We start from the raw sequence: 14,896 nt of genomic DNA, 5'->3' as shown, positions 1-14,896 counted from the left end.
TCCCGTTGAAGCCCGTTACTTTTCCTTGTGGGTATAGACCCCGTCCCAATCCGCCCCCGGCGGCTCGGCGACGAAATGTTCGATGCGGTCGAGATAGATCTGGTAGATCTTGCGATCCGGCTCTTCCGTCAGCAGCCCCTGGAAGGCGACCCGGGCGGCGTCCCACTTCTGCTGGGTGTAAAGGTGCAGGCCTTCGTGGTGGCGGTTGATGCGAGACAGGGTCTCGGCATCGACCTCGCCCTCGAAGCCGATCGGCTCGAAGATGCGGACCGGCGTGTCCTTGCCCTTGACGCGCACGCAATCCAGCTCGCGGGTGATCAGGTCGCCCACCTTGGCCTTGGTGAACTCGCTGATCATGATGTTGACGCCGTACTGCTTGGTCAGGCTTTCCAGGCGAGAGCCCAGATTGACCGCGTCGCCCAGCACCGTATAGGCCAGTCGGAAGTCGGATCCCATGTTCCCGACATTCATCACGCCGGTATTGAGGCCGATGCCGATCTTCAACGGCTTCCAGCCGCGCGCCACGAAGCTTTCGGCCAGTTCCTCCATGCCGGTATGCATGCGCAGCGCCGCCTGGATGGCGTGGCGGGCATGGTCCTCGTCCCGCAGCGGCGCCCCCCAGAAGGCCATGATGGCATCGCCCATATACTTGTCGATGGTGCCGCGATGGTCATGGATGATGTGGGTCATCGGGCTCAGGAAGGCGTTCATCAGGGTGGTCAGCTCTTGCGGCGACAGACCTTCCGAGATGGTGGTGAAGCCGCGCACGTCCGAGAACAGCACGGTCATCTCGCGCGATTCGCCGCCCACCGACACTTGCTGGCCGCTCTTGTTCATCTCGGCCACCAACTCGGACGGGATGTATTGGCCGAAGGTCTTGGAAATCTGCTGCTTCTGGTCGCGTTCCAGCATGTAATAGCGGTACTCGATCCACAGATAGCTGAGGAAGGCCGCCAGCAGTACATAGGACATCGGCAGCACCGTGCCGGCCTTGGCATAGGCCATGCTGGCGACAAAGCTCCATCCCAGCAGGACCGTGCCGGCCGACAGGCCGCGCAGCAGCGGATTGCGCATCCGTGCCACCGCCAGCATCAGGGCCAGCACGATGATGATGGCCAGGGCCTCGACTTCCGACGATGGCGGCCGCAGCGGGCCGCCCTTCAGCAGGGTGTGGATGGTGTCGGCGATGATTTCCACCCCGTAGACCATACCGACCGGGGTGTCGAACCAATCGTGCGACACTTCCGAGGTGTCGCCGATGATCACGATCTTGTCGCGCACCCAATAGGCCAGTTCCTCGCGCTCGTTCTCGTCAAGGGCCGAGATGTCCAGGAACTCCAGCGCACTGATGCCCGAGGTCTGCGACAGGAACCGGCTGCCGGTGGGCAGCGGCGGGAAGTCGATGTAAAGGCGGTGGCCGCTATCCAGCGGCACCTTCAACTCGCCCAGCATCAGGTCGGTGCCGACCAGCTTGGGCTCGACCCCCAGATACATCGCCGCCGCCTGCACCGAGAACGGCCAGCCGTCTTCCAACTGCGCCACCTCGGGGTAGACCTTCAGGCGCGACAGCATGGTCAGCAGGGTCGAATTCGAGCTGATGTTCGTGTAGGCGCTACGCGAGGCGGCATCCAGGGTCGGCGCCGGCCGGTTGATCTTGATGAACTTGCCGTGGTCGAACTCGGCCTGGGCCACCAGCAAGGTGTTGCCGGACCCGGCCAGCGCCTCGGCCAGGGCCGGGTCCTCGCCATAGGAACTGGGGAAGTCCATCAGCATGTCGACCGCGATGGTCTTGGCGCCAAGGTCGTGGACATTCTTGATGATCTGGGCGATGTCGGTACGCCTGAGCGGGAAGCTCTTATAGGCGCGGAAGAAGGCTTCGTCGGTGTTGACCAGGACGATGTCGTTCTTCGAGAAGGCCAATTCCTTCGGATCGCCATAGGCCAACCGCAGCTGGTGGCGAAACGACAGTGTCTGGTCCTCGATCAGGGCGAACCATTCGAAGTGCTGGGCCGGTATGGCCAGCAAGAACAGCACGACCGTCATCAGGATATCGTAGCGCTTGAACAAATTCCCCATCCCGACCCCCATCCATCCGACAAAAAACCCCGCCGGCGAACCGGCGGGGCATTTCGGCCAAGCCGTCAGTTGGCCTGCATTTGCTCGTTGTAGACCAGGGCTTCCTTCTGCCGCAAGTCCTTGAGCTTGAGGTCGTTATAGGCCTTGATCAACAACGGACGCATTTCGTTGTCGGTCTTGTTGGCGTCGAAGTACTTGCGGTAAAGGTCCATCGCCGCGACGGTCACGCCCTTGGAATCCAGCAAGCTGGCGGCGGTGAAGTCGTCGGAGCCGGTGGCGGCCTTGACCTTGGCCAATTCGTCGGCCAGGGCCTTATCCTCGGCGGCCGACAGCCACACGATGATTCCTTCCTTCTCGGCGTCGGCAACCTTCTTGCCGCCCTCGGTGACCGAGACGGTGAAGTTATGCTTGCCCGGCGCCAGTTCCGGCACCTTGAAGCGGATCATGTCGCCCTCGGCGCCAGCCACGGGAATGTCCTTGCCGGCGATGGACAGAACGTAACCGTACTGCTTGCCATAGCCTTCCCACACCAGGTCGGGATAGGTCGCCGACAGCGTGACCTGCGAAATCAGCCGCAGCTTGATCTCGCCGGCATCCTTGGCGACGGCACGGCGCACGGTGGTATAGCGCTGGGCCTCGGCGAAGCGGTTGCCAAGACCGGCGACCAGATCGCCAGAGGCCGGCTCGGGAGCCGACAGGGCGCCCTTGACCGCCTTGATGCCGGTCGCTTCGACCTTGACCTCGGCATTCGCGCCGACGCTCTGGGCCATGTTGCTGGCCTGATCGACCAGCTTGCCGCCGCCGTCCGCGCCGGTGCGAACCATGTCGCCGGCGAACAGGAACTTGTTGCGGGTCACCGGGGTCCACTTGGCCCCATCCTTGCTGACCTCGACCGTCCCGGTCGCTTGAATCAGCATCGAAACTGGCGGATCGGCGGCCAGAGCCCCAGCCGCCCATCCGGCCACGGTCGCCCCGATTGCCAGTGCGACAAAGGCCTTCAAAAGTCTGATCATGGTGGGTTCTCCCCTTCGCCATTCTGTTGATGGAAGACGCCGACACCCAGGACACGTCGCCCCGTTCCGGCGGTAGAGTTCACTGGTGCCTTTAGGATACCAGATTTCTCCCTGTGCGTGACACAGAGCAAAGACCCTAGAGGCGACGATTTTTATTCCCGTCGGATCAGACATCCTTTCCGTTGGACCGCCGCCACTGCGCCACCGGCTGATGATCGTGCCCGGCGATGAACGGAACGTACTTCTGGTCCTCGCCCAGGATGTGGGTGACCAACCAGTCGTTGAGAAGGTCGAAAAGATGGCGGGCATCCAGCACCTTGCCGCGCTCGATGTCCGACTTCAGCGAGAAGACCACGTCATACATGCGGTCGTGCAGGTCCTTGTGGGCGCGCCAGTCGGGGAAGCCTGCCTGCTTCATCTCGCGCTCTTCCTCGGCGAAGTGGAGCAGCACGAAATCCTCGAGCTTGGCCATCACCGCCCGGATGTCCGCCCCGTCGCCCTTGGTCTCCAACAATGGGTGCAACTGGTTCAGGCAATCGATGATCATGCGGTGGTGGCCGTCCAGCACCGGCGCCTTGACCGACATCTCCTCGGTCCATTCGATAAAACTCATGGCGTCAGCCTTCCATCAGGACACGGATATGGGCGGCGACCGACGCCGCCAGGGCGCGGGTGTCGTAGCCGCCTTCCAACAACGACACCACCCGCCGGCCGGCATGGGCTTTGGCGATGTCGAGCAATTGCCGGGTCAGCCAGGCGAAATCGCCGACCTGCAGGCGGAAATGCGCCATCGGGTCGGCGGCATGGGCATCGAACCCGGCCGAAAGAATCAGGAAGTCGGGCGCGAAGGCCGCCAGCCTGGGCAGGATGATGTCGGTGTAGGCGGCGCGGAAGGCTTCCGGCCCGGTACCGGCGGGCAGCGGGACATTGACCACCACCGCGCCGCCCTCGCCGCCGGTTTCCTCGGGCGTGCCGGTATAGGGAAAGGCGTCGGCCTGGTGGGTCGAGGCGTAGAAGGTGCCCGGCTGATCCCACAACACGTCCTGGGTGCCGTTACCGTGATGGACGTCGAAATCCACCACCGCCACCCGCTTGAAGCCGTGGGCGTCGCGGGCGTGCAGCGCGGCGATGGCGGCGTTCGAGAACAGGCAGAAGCCCATCGGCCGCTCGCGCTCGGCGTGGTGCCCGGGGGGGCGGGTGGCGACGAAGACGTTGCGGGCCCGTCCGGTCGCCACTTCGTCGACCGCCGCGCAGGCGCCGCCGGCCGAACGCAAGGCCGCCTCGCCGGAACGGGGCGACAGCATGGTGTCGCCGTCGATCTCGAACAAGCCGTCGGCCGGCACCGCCGCCATCACGCGGTCGTAATGGCCTTGCGGATGGGCGCGCAGAATCTGCTCGACCGTCGCGGGCGGGGCCTCTTCGCGCGGGACGTACATGAATTCCTCGTGGTCGAGGATGTGGCTGATGGCGCGAATGCGGTCGGCGCATTCCGGGTGGTACTCGCCGGTGTCATGGTCCAGACACACGGGATGCGTATAGATCACCGTCGAAGACAATGAACCCCCCCTCCCTAAATCTATCCTAGTTGGATAGGGGAGAAAGAGTGGCCCTTTTTGAATCGTTCGACAAGCGGGAACACCCGCCGATCAGCCCCGATATTCACGCATGGCTATTTGCGGCGGAAGCGATAGCGCTTGGTGCGCGGGCGGCAGGCCAGCAGCAAGGTGGTGCCCAGGGTTCCCATCACCACCCAGGCCGGCAGGTCCAACAGGCGCGCGGCGAAGGTCTGGCTGGATTCGGTCGGTTCGGCGGCGCCGCCGGTCAGCAGCGTCAGCACATCCGAGGTCAGGATGCTGGAATAATCGGCCGGCCCCAACGCCATCACCGCATCGGCCGAGGCCATCACGACGGTCAAGACAAGCAGGACCCACCCAAGGATTCGACCGAAAACCATTCGACACCCGGCGGCAATAGTGCGCTGTTTTTATCCAGGGCATCAGGTTTGCACCCTACCGACTGAAAATTCAATAGTTTTCGTCGGATTCTGGTGTTTTTTCAGACATGACCGGACCCTGAACGGGGTTGCGCGCCCCTGCCCTTGCGTGTATGTTCCGCAACCTTGCCGGCCGGGTGTCACACCCGCCCGCATGCGGAGGGATGGCCGAGCGGTCGAAGGCGCACGCCTGGAAAGTGTGTATACGTCAAAAGCGTATCGTGGGTTCGAATCCCACTCCCTCCGCCACTATTTCTAAAGAATAGATTCTCTGCCGCAAAGAGCCTTGGGTGAAAGCCCAAGGCTCTGCGCCACTTGTGGTCTAAAGCTGTTGACCCTGGCGGGTAGTGGCGGGCTGAAATTCGGCCGTTTTTTATTCTCTGCTCCCCGTATTCTCCAGCGCCTGTTGACTGCGCCCAAAAGGTACGGGTTTTAAAAGCCCCGTTAGTTCAATTGCTTGCAACTCGAAAAGCTGCTGACCTTTCCGCAGTTTCTTCTGGCGAGGGCAGGAACCTGGGGGCGAATTGGGCGGTCAACAGCCCAGCTCTCGTTTCCCGTTCTTTCCCTGGACAGTTCCCGAGCAGGCACCTGACGCCGTTTCGAGCGTGATGGAAATGGCATTGCCTCCATTCCCAACGGTCGGCCAGAATTTGTCGAGTTGCGTGCCGAGTCCCTTGTCGTCCAGCGATCCGACCCGGCCATCTGCCAGGAACTCAAAGCCATCGCAAATCGTCGTCTTGCCCGTCCCGTTTTCGCCGTAGATCAGCGTCAGTTTCTTGCCCTTCTCGAATTCGAGCCGAAACGGCGTGGATGCCCCTCGGAAGGCGGACAGAGAGAACGATTTGAGAGGCGAGGAGGTCATTTTTCGGCAGCCTCCTTGTTCGACAGGTCGATTTCGAGGTTCCAGTCCCCTTCCTTCATTTCACCGGCGGCGACCTTCGCGATCAGTTGGTCGCGTTTGACAGGGCGGAGATGCTCTGCGTCCAGCCGACAGTGGAGATGGCGAAACGTGCATCCCGCCAGCGCATCGACCCGCTGATCGATGAAAGCCCGGCGATCCGGGAACGGGTCAAACCGGCCCGCTCGCGTGACGCCGGCAACACCATGCTGTCGAAGGATTTTCCCGGCGGCACCTTGGTGCTGACCGGCGCCAACAGCGCGGTGGGCTTGCGCTCCATGCCGGCCCGCTACCTGTTTCTCGACGAGGTCGATGCCTATCCGGCCTCGGCCGACGACGAAGGCGATCCCGTCGGGCTGGCCGAGGCCCGCTCGCTGACCTTCGCCCATCGCCGAAAGGTGTTCCTGGCCTCGACGCCGACCATCCGGGGCATGTCGCGCATCGAGCGGGAATACGAGGCCAGCGACCAGCGCCGGTTCTTCGTGCCGTGTCCCCATTGCGGGAGCATGCAGTGGCTGAAATTCGAGCGGCTGCGCTGGGACAAGGGCCGCCCCGAGACGGTGCGCTATCACTGCGAAGTCTGCGAGCAGGAGATCGCCGAGCACCATAAAGGTGCCATGCTGACGTCAGGCGTTTGGCGGGCGACGGCCACGGGCACTGATCCCGGTACCATCGGCTTCCACATCTCGGCGCTGTATTCACCGCCGGGCTGGCAGTCGTGGCGCGACATCGTCCGCCTGTGGGAAGCGGCCCAGGGCAATGACGATGCCCTGCGGGTGTTCAAGAACACCGTGCTGGGCGAAACCTGGACCGAATCCGGCGAGGCCCCCGACTGGCAGCGGCTCTATGACCGCCGCGAAACCTGGGCCAATGGCAGTGTGCCGGAAGGCGCCCTGTTCCTCACCGCCGGGGCCGACGTCCAGAAGGACCGGATCGAAATCGACGTCTGGGCCTGGGGCCGCAACCTCGAAAGCTGGCTGGTCGACCATGTCGTCATCGACGGCGGGCCGGAACATGCCGAAACCTGGACTGCGTTGGAGCAGGTGCTGGCGAAGACCTGGCAACATGCCAACGGCGCCGCCCTGAAGATCGCCCGCCTCGCCATCGACAGCGGCTACGAATCCTCGGCGGTCTATACCTGGGGCCGCAAGATGGGCGTCGCCAGCGTATCGCCGGTCAAGGGCGTCGAGGGATTCAACCGCTCCAGCCCGGTGTCGGGGCCGACCTTTGTGGACGCTACCGAGGGCGGCAAGAAGGTGCGCCGTGGTGCCCGCCTCTGGACGGTGGCGGTGTCCACCTTCAAGTCGGAGACCTACCGGTACTTGCGCCTGGAGCGGCCCACCGACGAGGAACTGGCCGAGGGAATCCGTTTCCCGGCCGGAACGGTGCATCTGCCATCGTGGGCAGAGTCCGAGTGGTGCAAGCAGTTCGTCGCCGAGCAGCTGGTGACGGTCAAAAACCGGCGCGGCTTCACCAAGCTGGAATGGCAGAAGCTGCGGGAACGCAACGAGGCGCTGGATTGCCGGGTCTATGCCCGCGCCGCCGCCTGGATCGTCGGTGCCGATCGCTGGTCGGAGGCCAAGTGGCGGGATCTGGAAGCCCAGATTGGCCCGTCCGAGACGGTTCAACCCGAAGAAACCCAGGCGGGCCAGATCCGCCGCACCGTTCGTCGCCCCCGGCGGATCATCAAGTTCAGCGGGATGCACTGATCATGACTCTCGACGAGATGAAGGCTGAGCGCGAGCGGGTGCTGGCGCGACGCAACTCACTGGTCGCCCGCGTTACGGTGGGCGACCGCACCGTTCAATACGACCTCACCCAGGCCAACCATGTCCTGGCAGATCTCGACCGCCGCATCGCCGTGCTGGAGGGCAAGAAGCCCCGCCGCCGGATTCTCGCCGTCGCCACCAAGGGGCTGTGACCATGCTGGGGAGTTTCCGCCGTCGCCTCGGCGCCCTGATCGGCGGCTTCGAGGCCGCCCAGGGCAGCCGCCGTCTAAAGGGCTTCCAGCCCAGCCGCGCACACGTCAATACCCTGATCGCCGCCGCCGGTTCCGACATCACGGCGCGAGCCCGTTATCTGGTGCGCAATAACGGCTATGCCCTTAATGCCGCCGAAAGCTGGACCGGAAATGCCGTCGGCACCGGCATCAAGCCGTCGTCGCTGATCGCCGACAAGGATCTGAAGACCTTGGTGCAGCAGCTTTGGCTGGCCTGGACCGACGAATCCGATGCCGAGGAGCTGACCGATTTCTATGGCCAGCAGCGCCGCGCCGCCCGCGAGGTGTTCATCGCCGGGGAAGTGTTCTTCCGTCTGCGCCCGCGTCGTCTGGAAGACGGCCTGACGGTGCCGTTGCAGCTTCAGATGCTGCCCTCTGAAATGTTGCCGTTGACCCGAACCGAGGCTCTTCCCAACGGCAACGTCATCCGCCAGGGCATCGAGTTCGACCGCATCGGTCGGCGGGCGGCATATTGGTTCCTGCGCCGCCATCCCGGTGATCTCACCGATCCCGGCATGGTCGGCGAAATGGTGCGGGTGCCTGCCGCCGAAATCATCCATGTCATCGATCCGGTGGAATCCGGCCAGCTTCGGGGCGTGTCCCGGCTGGCCCCGGCCATCGTCAAGCTGTTCCTGCTCGACCAGTACGATGACGCAGAACTTGAGCGCAAGAAGATCGCGGCGATGTACGCGATGTTCGTCATCTCGCCGGCACCAACCGATATTATCGATGTGACCCCAGCCGACGATGGTTCCGGCGACCGCATTGTCGAGGTCCAGCCCGGCCAGGTGGTGCCGCTGGAGCCGGGCGAGCAGATCCAGACCTCGGCCCCCGCCGATGTGGGCGGATCGTATGAGCCGTTCGAGTATCGGACGCTGCTGCAGATCTCGGCCGCCACCGGCATCCCTTACGCCTATTTGTCCAACGACATGCTGAAGGCCAATTACTCCAACTCGCGCATGGCGCTGCTGGAATTCCGCCGCCGGGTCGAGGCATGGCAGCACTCGGTGATGGTCCACCAAATGTGCAGGAAAGTGTGGCAGCGCTGGCTAGATGTGGCGGTGCTGTCCGGGGCGCTCGACATTCCCGGCTACGAGCGCAACCGCGCCAGCTTCATCGCCTGTTCCTGGCTGCCGCCGAAATGGGACTGGGTCGATCCGCTGAAGGACGCCAAGGCCGAGATCGAGCAGATCGGGGCGGGTCTGAAAAGCAGGACGCAGGCCCTGGCCGAGCGTGGCTATGACGCCGAACAGGTCGATGCCGAGATTGCCGCCGACCGCGAGCGCGAGCAGCGGCTGGGGCTGACCTTCGGTTCCGATCCGACACCGCTCTTGTTGCCCCCACCGACATCGTAAGGACGGACATGCACGATTTGCCCCATCTCGCGGCTCGCCTGTATGGGACGCCGCTGCTGGTCGCCCGCAGTAAGCTGGATGTGATCCTGGGTGCTCTCGGCCCCCGGCTGGCTGGGCAGTCCATCTCCTTCGACGGCGATACGGCTCCGTCCGCCGATGTGGCGGTGACGCCCGACGGCATCGCCATTATCCCGGTGATCGGCACTCTGGTGGCGCGGTCGGGATACCTGGGGGCCGCCAGCGGGCTGACCGCCTATTCGGACATCGCCGAAACCATCGAGGCGGCGGCCACCGATCCCGGTGTCCGGGCCATTCTGCTGGACGTGGACTCCTCCGGCGGCGAGGTCGGCGGCCTGTTCGATCTGGTCGACCACATTCAGGCCGTCCGCGCCCAATGTGGCAAGCCCATCTGGGCGATAGCTGACGAAGCCGCGCTGTCGGCGGCCTATGCCATCGCCTGCACCGCCGACCGCCTCTACGTCACCCAGACCGGCGAGGTCGGCTCCATCGGCGTGGTCGCCGTCCACCGCGACGAATCGGGGGCCGATGCCCAGGCTGGGCTGGCCTGGACTTTCGTTCATGCCGGTGCCGCCAAGGTGGATGGCAATCCCCACCAGCCGCTGTCCGGCTCTGCCCGTGCCGCCCTTCAGGCCGATGTGGATGCCCTCTACGGGAAGTTCGTCGCCCTGGTGGCCAAATGCAGCAAGCAGCCGCCCGAGGCGATCCGCGCCACCGAGGCCACCGTCTATCGCGGCGATCAGGCGGTGACCGCCGGATTGGCCGACAAGGTCGGCACGCTCCGCGTTGCCCTGGCCGATCTCGGCACCACCCTGGCGCGCCCGTCTATCCGTTCCCCCGTCCTGTCCAAACCCAAGGAGACCACCATGTCCGAGCAAACGGGGGACATCCCCGTCATCGAAACCGAACGTCCCACTCCAGCAGCCATTGTTCCGGTGCCCGGCGCAGTAACCGCCCAGGTGGAACAGCGTCTGCGCGCCGAATATTCCGAAATCAGCGCCATCGCCGCCCAGGCCGCCCGGCTGGGCGTGACCATCGATCCCGCCGAGGCCATGGCCAAGGGCATCCGCCCCGAGGCGCTGCGCCGCTCGGTGCTGGAGCAACTGGCCGAGCGTTCCGAAGCCACCGACGTGGTGGCCGCCGCTCCGGCGAGTGCCGCTCCCAAAACCGAAACCGAAAGCCCCATCGTCCGGCGTGCCCGCGAAGCCGCCGCCCGGAAATAAGGACACGCTGCCATGCCTGTGTTGACCGCTTCGCCCACCCTGGGCGATCTGCTGAAGTTTGAACTGAACGCCAGCTACACTCGCGAGACCGTCACCCTGAAGGCCGGGAGCCGCTATCCCCTGGGTTCCGTGCTGGGCCGCATCACCGCCAGCGGCGAATTCCGCCTGTCCTCCGCCGCCGAAGTGGTGGGTGACGAAGGGGCGGAGGTGGCCGTCGCCGTGCTGCTGGACACGGTGGATGCGACGGATGGTGTCGTCACCGGCCTAATCGCCGCCCGTGGCCCGGTCATCCTGGCGGATTCGGCTCTGGTGTTCGACGCCTCCATCGACCAGCCCACCGAACGGGCCGCCAAGATCGCCCAGCTTGCCACCGTGGGGCTGGTTGCCCGCACCACCGTCTGATCGGAGCCTTCCCATGACCCAGATCATCAATCCCTTCGACGTGGGCGGCTACTCGCTCGCCGAAATGACCCAAGCCATCAACATCCTGCCCAACCTGTACACCCGGTTGGGCCAGATGGGCCTATTCCGCTTCGAGGGCGTCACCCAGCGCAGCGTCATCATCGAGCAGGCGGAGGGCGTCCTCAACCTGCTGCCCACCGTGCCGCTGGGCGGCCCGGCCACCGTCGCCAACCGCGATGCCCGGTCCATGCGCTCCTTCACCGTGCCGTGGATTCCCCATGACGATTCCATCACGCCCCAGGATGTCCAGGGCGTGCGTGGTTTCGGCGTCGCCGATGCCGCCGACCCCCTGGCCACCGTCATGGAGCGCAAGCTGACCCGCATGCGGAGCAAGCACGCCCAGACCCGCGAGTTCATGGAAGTCAACGCCCTGAAGGGCGTGGTCCGCGATGGCGGCGGGTCCACCCTGTACGACTACTTCAGCGAGTTCGCCCTGTCGCGGCAGCAGGTGGATTTCACCCTGGGCACCGCCACCACCAACGTCCAGAGCAAGATCCGCGATGTCCTGCGCAAGGTGGAGGTCGAGTTGAAGGGGGAGACCATGACCAGCGTGCTGGCCCTGGTCAGCCCGGAATTCTTCGACAAGCTGATCGGCCATGCCAAGGTCGAGCAGGCATACCAATACTATTCCTCCACCGGCGCCCAGCCGCTGCGGGAAGACGTGCGACGCCGCTTCCCCTTCGCCGGCATGGTGTTCGAGGAATACAGCGCCACCGTCACCCTCTCCACTGGCCAGACGGAAACCCTGATCCCGGCCGGCGAAGGTATCGCCTTCCCGTTGGGCACCATGGACACCTTCGTTACCTATGGCGCTCCGGCCAATTTGATCGAGACGGTCAACACCCTGGGCGTGCCCATGTACGCCCGCCAGTTGGCACGCCAGGACGGCAGCGCCATCGACGTCAAGACCGAGGCGTCCATCCTGCCGGTCAACAAGCGGCCCCGGCTGGCGGTTCGTTTGTTTTCGGGCAATTGATAAGCGCCTTCGCCGATGCCCTCGACGACCTGTTCGCCGATCCGAACATGGCGGTCACCGTCACCTACCAGGGCTGGTCCATCCGTGCCCTGGTACGGCGGCCCGACCGCGATATCGAATTTTCGGACATCACCGTGCAGACCAGCACGGCGGTGTTCGATATCCGGCGGCGGGAGGTTCCGGCACCCCAGGCGGGGGATGTGATCGTCCACGATGGCGACAGCTTCGTCGTCCAGGGCGAACCCCGTCTGGATGCCGAGCGGCTGGTTTGGACAATCGACGTGAGACCGGCATGAAACTGGCGGCGGCCATATCCGGTGATCTGCGCAAGATCATGGCCGAGGAGATCAAGGAAGCCGAAGACGCGGTCACCGCCGCCATGCGCCAAGCCGTCGACGGATTGAAGGCCGATCTTCGCCGCCAGGTCACCGAGGCTGGCATGGGCCAGCGTCTCGCCAATACCTGGCGGGCCGAGCTGTATCCCAAGGGGCGCAAAAGCATCAAGGCGGCGGGCTTCGTCTTCACCAGGGCCCCCACCATCATCCGCGCCTTCGACCAGGGCGCGGTGATCAAGTCCAAGCGTGGCTTCTGGTTGGCGATCCCCACGCCCGCCGCCGGAACCGGCGCCCGCGGCAAGCGCATTACGCCCGGCCTATGGGAACAGATGCACGGCAGCCGGTTGCGATTTATCTACCGCCGGGGTGCCCCCTCGCTGCTGGTGGCCGAGAACATGCGGGTCCGCACCGGCAAGCGGGGTGGTTTCGCCAAGGGCAGCGCCTCGGCACTCCGCTCCGGGCGTGGGATGACCAGTGTGGTGATGTTCATCCTGGTGCCGCAGGTGAGCTTGAAGAAGCGCCTCGACGTCAACGCCGCCGCGGAGCGGTGGGCTTCGGCGCTGCCGGAACTGATTGTGGGGAATTGGCGGAGGTAGCTAACAACGTGCCTTGAGCCTGGCGAGCGGTAGGAATAAGCGGCGGGGCTGTCCGGAAAACATTACGAAGCCATACTTTGCGTAGAATGCCGCAGCCTTGTCATCCTTGGCCTCGACGACCATGGCATGAATGGCGATGGCATCGCTGGCCCGCATAACCCGCTCGAACACGTTGAGCAGCAGGAACTTTCCGTACTGCTGTCCATGAAAGCGGCGATCAACCGCCAGACGCCCGATCAAGGCGGCCGGAATCGGGTAGCGGGGCAGTTTACGGGCCAATTCCTCGGGCAAGTCGTCCCGACTGAAACTCGCAGCGCTTAACGTGTAGTAGCCGATGATCTGTCCGCCTGGGTCATCGACGGCGACAAAAACGCTGGTCAGGTTGCGACGGATATCCTGGCCGGCGTGGCTGCGAATGTACTGATCAAGCGCTTCTTCGCCGCAGCAGAAGATGGATCGATCATGATGAATGTCCAGCGGTTCGACGCGGGGAAGGCGAAACCCCGTCATCCGCCGGTCACCCGCCCGTACCACGCGAAGGCTTCCTTCAGCTTCTCGTTCGGCTCGGGCGGATTGAGCAGCAACTCCTGAAACCGCTCCCATTCCTCGGCATTCAGGGTGATGACCTCATGTTCGCGCACCACGGTGTCCGCCTTCTGCAAGGCGACATCGACCATGAAATCGGTGAGCGTCTTGTCAGAATAGGCGGCAGCCCGTTCCAGCTTCCGCTTCGATTGCGGGCTGAGACGGATGCTGATGCGTTCCTGGCGCTGGGCGATTCTGGACATAGAGCGGCTCCGGTATCTGGCTCTCATTAATGTACGTCCGTCTGACGCACGTTTCAAGGATTTCCCATGCCCAGCATCCGCGAACAGATCCTGTGCACCCTGTTGGCGCGGCTGGAAACCATCCCCGCCGCCACGGCGAAGCGCGAAGCGCCGTTGCCCGAAACGGTCCCCGCCGGTGGTCTGATCATCCTGCGTGACGGTGATCCCGGCGATCCCGAGGTGGTGCTGTCGCCAGTCTCCTACCTATGGGAACACCAGACCGAGATCGAAATCATCCTCCAGCGCGGCCAGGACGACGACAGTGCGCCGCTGGATACCTTGTTGATGGCGGTTGGGAATGCCCTGGCCGCCGACCGTTCCCTTGGTGGTCTGGCTGAATGGCTGGAATGGGGCGCTCCCAAGACTTCCGGCCTAGCCATCGACGGAGCTGCTGCCCTGCGCGGCGCCACCGTCCCGGTCACCATCCATTACGGCTCCAGCGACCCGCTGGGCTGAGCCACACCTTATATATGGGAGTTCCCCATGGCGAAGACTCGGGCCTACGGCGCCGATTGCATCCTGCTGGCCGCCTTCGAGACGGTTTACGGCACGCTTCCGGCCGACGGCTATGGGCGGCTGTCGTTCAAGGAATCGAGCCTGGGGGCCGAGCGCCCCTTGGGCTACGACCCGCTGCTGGGCCAGGGCCGCGACGCCCAGGACCCGTTCTATGAAGCGATCAAGGACGAGGGCGATATCGGCGTGCCGCTGGATGTGCGAGCTTTGGGCTTCTGGCTGAAGGGCCTGTTCGGCGCTCCCGCCACCGCCGATAACGGTGACGGCAGTTTCGACCATGTCTTCACCTCGGGCGGCGATCTGCCCAGCCGCCTGGTCGCGATCGATGACAGCGGCGTCCGTTTCCGCTGGAAGGACTATCGCCATCACGACAAACAGAAGGTGATGACGCTGCAGCCCAGCGAATTCATCCGCCGCTTCCTGCTCCACGTCCTGCCCGACGGCTTTCACCGCATTCGCCACTATGGCTTCCTCGCCAACGGCCGCCGCGCCGCCAAGCTGGAAAGCTGCCGCCGCCTGCTGGCCGTGTCGGCAGCGCCGCCGGTCACCGTGACCGAAACCCCGGACGACTACCGCGACCGCCATCACCACCTCACCGGTCACGACCTCCGC

18 protein-coding genes and 1 tRNA gene are annotated in these 14,896 nt (G+C 64.4%); 11 read left to right on the top strand and 8 right to left on the bottom strand.

The annotated features are described in order from the left end of the window. Nucleotides 1-15 precede the first annotated feature (15 nt). The 5 genes from A6A05_RS09295 to A6A05_RS09275 all read right to left on the bottom strand — a co-directional run bounded on the left by A6A05_RS09295 (nucleotide 16) and on the right by A6A05_RS09275 (nucleotide 4,995). Nucleotides 16-2,076 (bottom strand): CHASE2 domain-containing protein, encoded by a 2,061-nt coding sequence (locus tag A6A05_RS09295; protein ID WP_068499694.1) that lies wholly within the window; start codon nucleotides 2,074-2,076, stop codon nucleotides 16-18. 65 nt (nucleotides 2,077-2,141) lie between these two features. Next, the gene (locus A6A05_RS09290) at nucleotides 2,142-3,089 is read right to left on the bottom strand and encodes a DUF7354 domain-containing protein (RefSeq protein WP_068499691.1); all 948 of its coding nucleotides are present in this window, start codon (nucleotides 3,087-3,089) and stop codon (nucleotides 2,142-2,144) included. Between the two features lie 166 nt (nucleotides 3,090-3,255). After that, entirely contained in the window at nucleotides 3,256-3,702 is a 447-nt protein-coding gene (locus A6A05_RS09285; RefSeq protein WP_068499688.1) for a bacteriohemerythrin, read from the bottom strand. A 4-nt stretch (nucleotides 3,703-3,706) separates the two neighbouring features. Further along, nucleotides 3,707-4,645, bottom strand: a complete 939-nt coding sequence (locus A6A05_RS09280; protein ID WP_068499685.1) for a histone deacetylase family protein — start codon at nucleotides 4,643-4,645, stop codon at nucleotides 3,707-3,709. Between the two features lie 113 nt (nucleotides 4,646-4,758). Then, on the bottom strand, nucleotides 4,759-4,995 hold the full coding sequence (locus A6A05_RS09275; protein ID WP_245644252.1) for a hypothetical protein: 237 nt from the start codon (nucleotides 4,993-4,995) through the stop codon (nucleotides 4,759-4,761). Nucleotides 4,996-5,240: 245 nt separating this feature from the next. Here A6A05_RS09275 and A6A05_RS09270 point away from each other — a divergent pair. Next, nucleotides 5,241-5,331: transfer RNA gene (locus A6A05_RS09270), tRNA-Ser, on the top strand. A gap of 283 nt (nucleotides 5,332-5,614) precedes the next feature. Here A6A05_RS09270 and A6A05_RS09265 read toward each other — a convergent pair. Next, a complete protein-coding gene (locus A6A05_RS09265; RefSeq protein ID WP_068499679.1) occupies nucleotides 5,615-5,944 on the bottom strand; it encodes an AAA family ATPase in 330 nt (109 codons plus the stop codon). A gap of 86 nt (nucleotides 5,945-6,030) precedes the next feature. Here A6A05_RS09265 and A6A05_RS09260 point away from each other — a divergent pair, with 86 nt between their 5' ends. From A6A05_RS09260 to A6A05_RS09225, 8 genes are read left to right on the top strand one after another with little or no spacing between them, the layout of a single operon-like run. Next, nucleotides 6,031-7,689: a phage terminase large subunit family protein gene (locus A6A05_RS09260; RefSeq protein ID WP_281193265.1), complete on the top strand. Its 1,659-nt coding sequence runs from the start codon at nucleotides 6,031-6,033 to the stop codon at nucleotides 7,687-7,689. Between the two features lie 2 nt (nucleotides 7,690-7,691). Next, nucleotides 7,692-7,901 (top strand): phage head-tail joining protein, encoded by a 210-nt coding sequence (locus A6A05_RS09255; RefSeq protein WP_024080787.1) that lies wholly within the window; start codon nucleotides 7,692-7,694, stop codon nucleotides 7,899-7,901. Nucleotides 7,902-7,903: 2 nt separating this feature from the next. After that, a complete protein-coding gene (locus A6A05_RS09250; RefSeq protein WP_068499677.1) occupies nucleotides 7,904-9,334 on the top strand; it encodes a phage portal protein in 1,431 nt (476 codons plus the stop codon). A gap of 8 nt (nucleotides 9,335-9,342) precedes the next feature. Next, on the top strand, nucleotides 9,343-10,575 hold the full coding sequence (locus tag A6A05_RS09245) for a S49 family peptidase (protein WP_068499674.1): 1,233 nt from the start codon (nucleotides 9,343-9,345) through the stop codon (nucleotides 10,573-10,575). A 12-nt stretch (nucleotides 10,576-10,587) separates the two neighbouring features. Continuing rightward, entirely contained in the window at nucleotides 10,588-10,977 is a 390-nt protein-coding gene (locus tag A6A05_RS09240) for a head decoration protein (RefSeq protein ID WP_068499672.1), read from the top strand. Between the two features lie 13 nt (nucleotides 10,978-10,990). After that, complete coding sequence (locus A6A05_RS09235) at nucleotides 10,991-12,013, top strand: major capsid protein (RefSeq protein ID WP_068499670.1); 1,023 nt, start codon at nucleotides 10,991-10,993, stop codon at nucleotides 12,011-12,013. Beyond that, nucleotides 12,010-12,309 carry a head-tail joining protein gene (locus A6A05_RS09230; RefSeq protein WP_245644248.1) on the top strand — a complete coding sequence of 100 codons (300 nt, stop codon included), beginning with the start codon at nucleotides 12,010-12,012 and terminating at the stop codon, nucleotides 12,307-12,309. The genes A6A05_RS09235 and A6A05_RS09230 overlap by 4 nt, the downstream gene beginning before the upstream one ends. After that, nucleotides 12,306-12,944 carry a DUF6441 family protein gene (locus tag A6A05_RS09225; RefSeq protein WP_068499667.1) on the top strand — a complete coding sequence of 213 codons (639 nt, stop codon included), beginning with the start codon at nucleotides 12,306-12,308 and terminating at the stop codon, nucleotides 12,942-12,944. The genes A6A05_RS09230 and A6A05_RS09225 overlap by 4 nt, the downstream gene beginning before the upstream one ends. On the opposite strand, the gene A6A05_RS09220 is transcribed toward A6A05_RS09225, so the two are convergent. Both A6A05_RS09220 and A6A05_RS09215 read right to left on the bottom strand, forming a co-directional pair. Further along, nucleotides 12,945-13,454: a GNAT family N-acetyltransferase gene (locus tag A6A05_RS09220; protein ID WP_068499665.1), complete on the bottom strand. Its 510-nt coding sequence runs from the start codon at nucleotides 13,452-13,454 to the stop codon at nucleotides 12,945-12,947. Continuing rightward, complete coding sequence (locus tag A6A05_RS09215) at nucleotides 13,451-13,732, bottom strand: type II toxin-antitoxin system TacA family antitoxin (RefSeq protein WP_068499663.1); 282 nt, start codon at nucleotides 13,730-13,732, stop codon at nucleotides 13,451-13,453. Before A6A05_RS09215 ends, A6A05_RS09220 begins: the two co-directional genes overlap by 4 nt. A 66-nt stretch (nucleotides 13,733-13,798) precedes the next feature. Between A6A05_RS09215 and A6A05_RS09210 the strand changes: the two genes are divergently transcribed. Both A6A05_RS09210 and A6A05_RS22110 read left to right on the top strand, forming a co-directional pair. After that, nucleotides 13,799-14,227: an acyl-CoA transferase gene (locus tag A6A05_RS09210; protein ID WP_068499661.1), complete on the top strand. Its 429-nt coding sequence runs from the start codon at nucleotides 13,799-13,801 to the stop codon at nucleotides 14,225-14,227. 27 nt (nucleotides 14,228-14,254) lie between these two features. After that, on the top strand, nucleotides 14,255-14,896 hold a 642-nt coding region (locus A6A05_RS22110; protein WP_281193264.1), incomplete at its 3' end, for a phage tail tube protein.

The organism is Magnetospirillum moscoviense, assembly GCF_001650635.1.
GTDB lineage: Bacteria > Pseudomonadota > Alphaproteobacteria > Rhodospirillales > Magnetospirillaceae > Magnetospirillum > Magnetospirillum moscoviense.
This window is presented reverse-complemented; position numbering and strand designations above follow the sequence as displayed.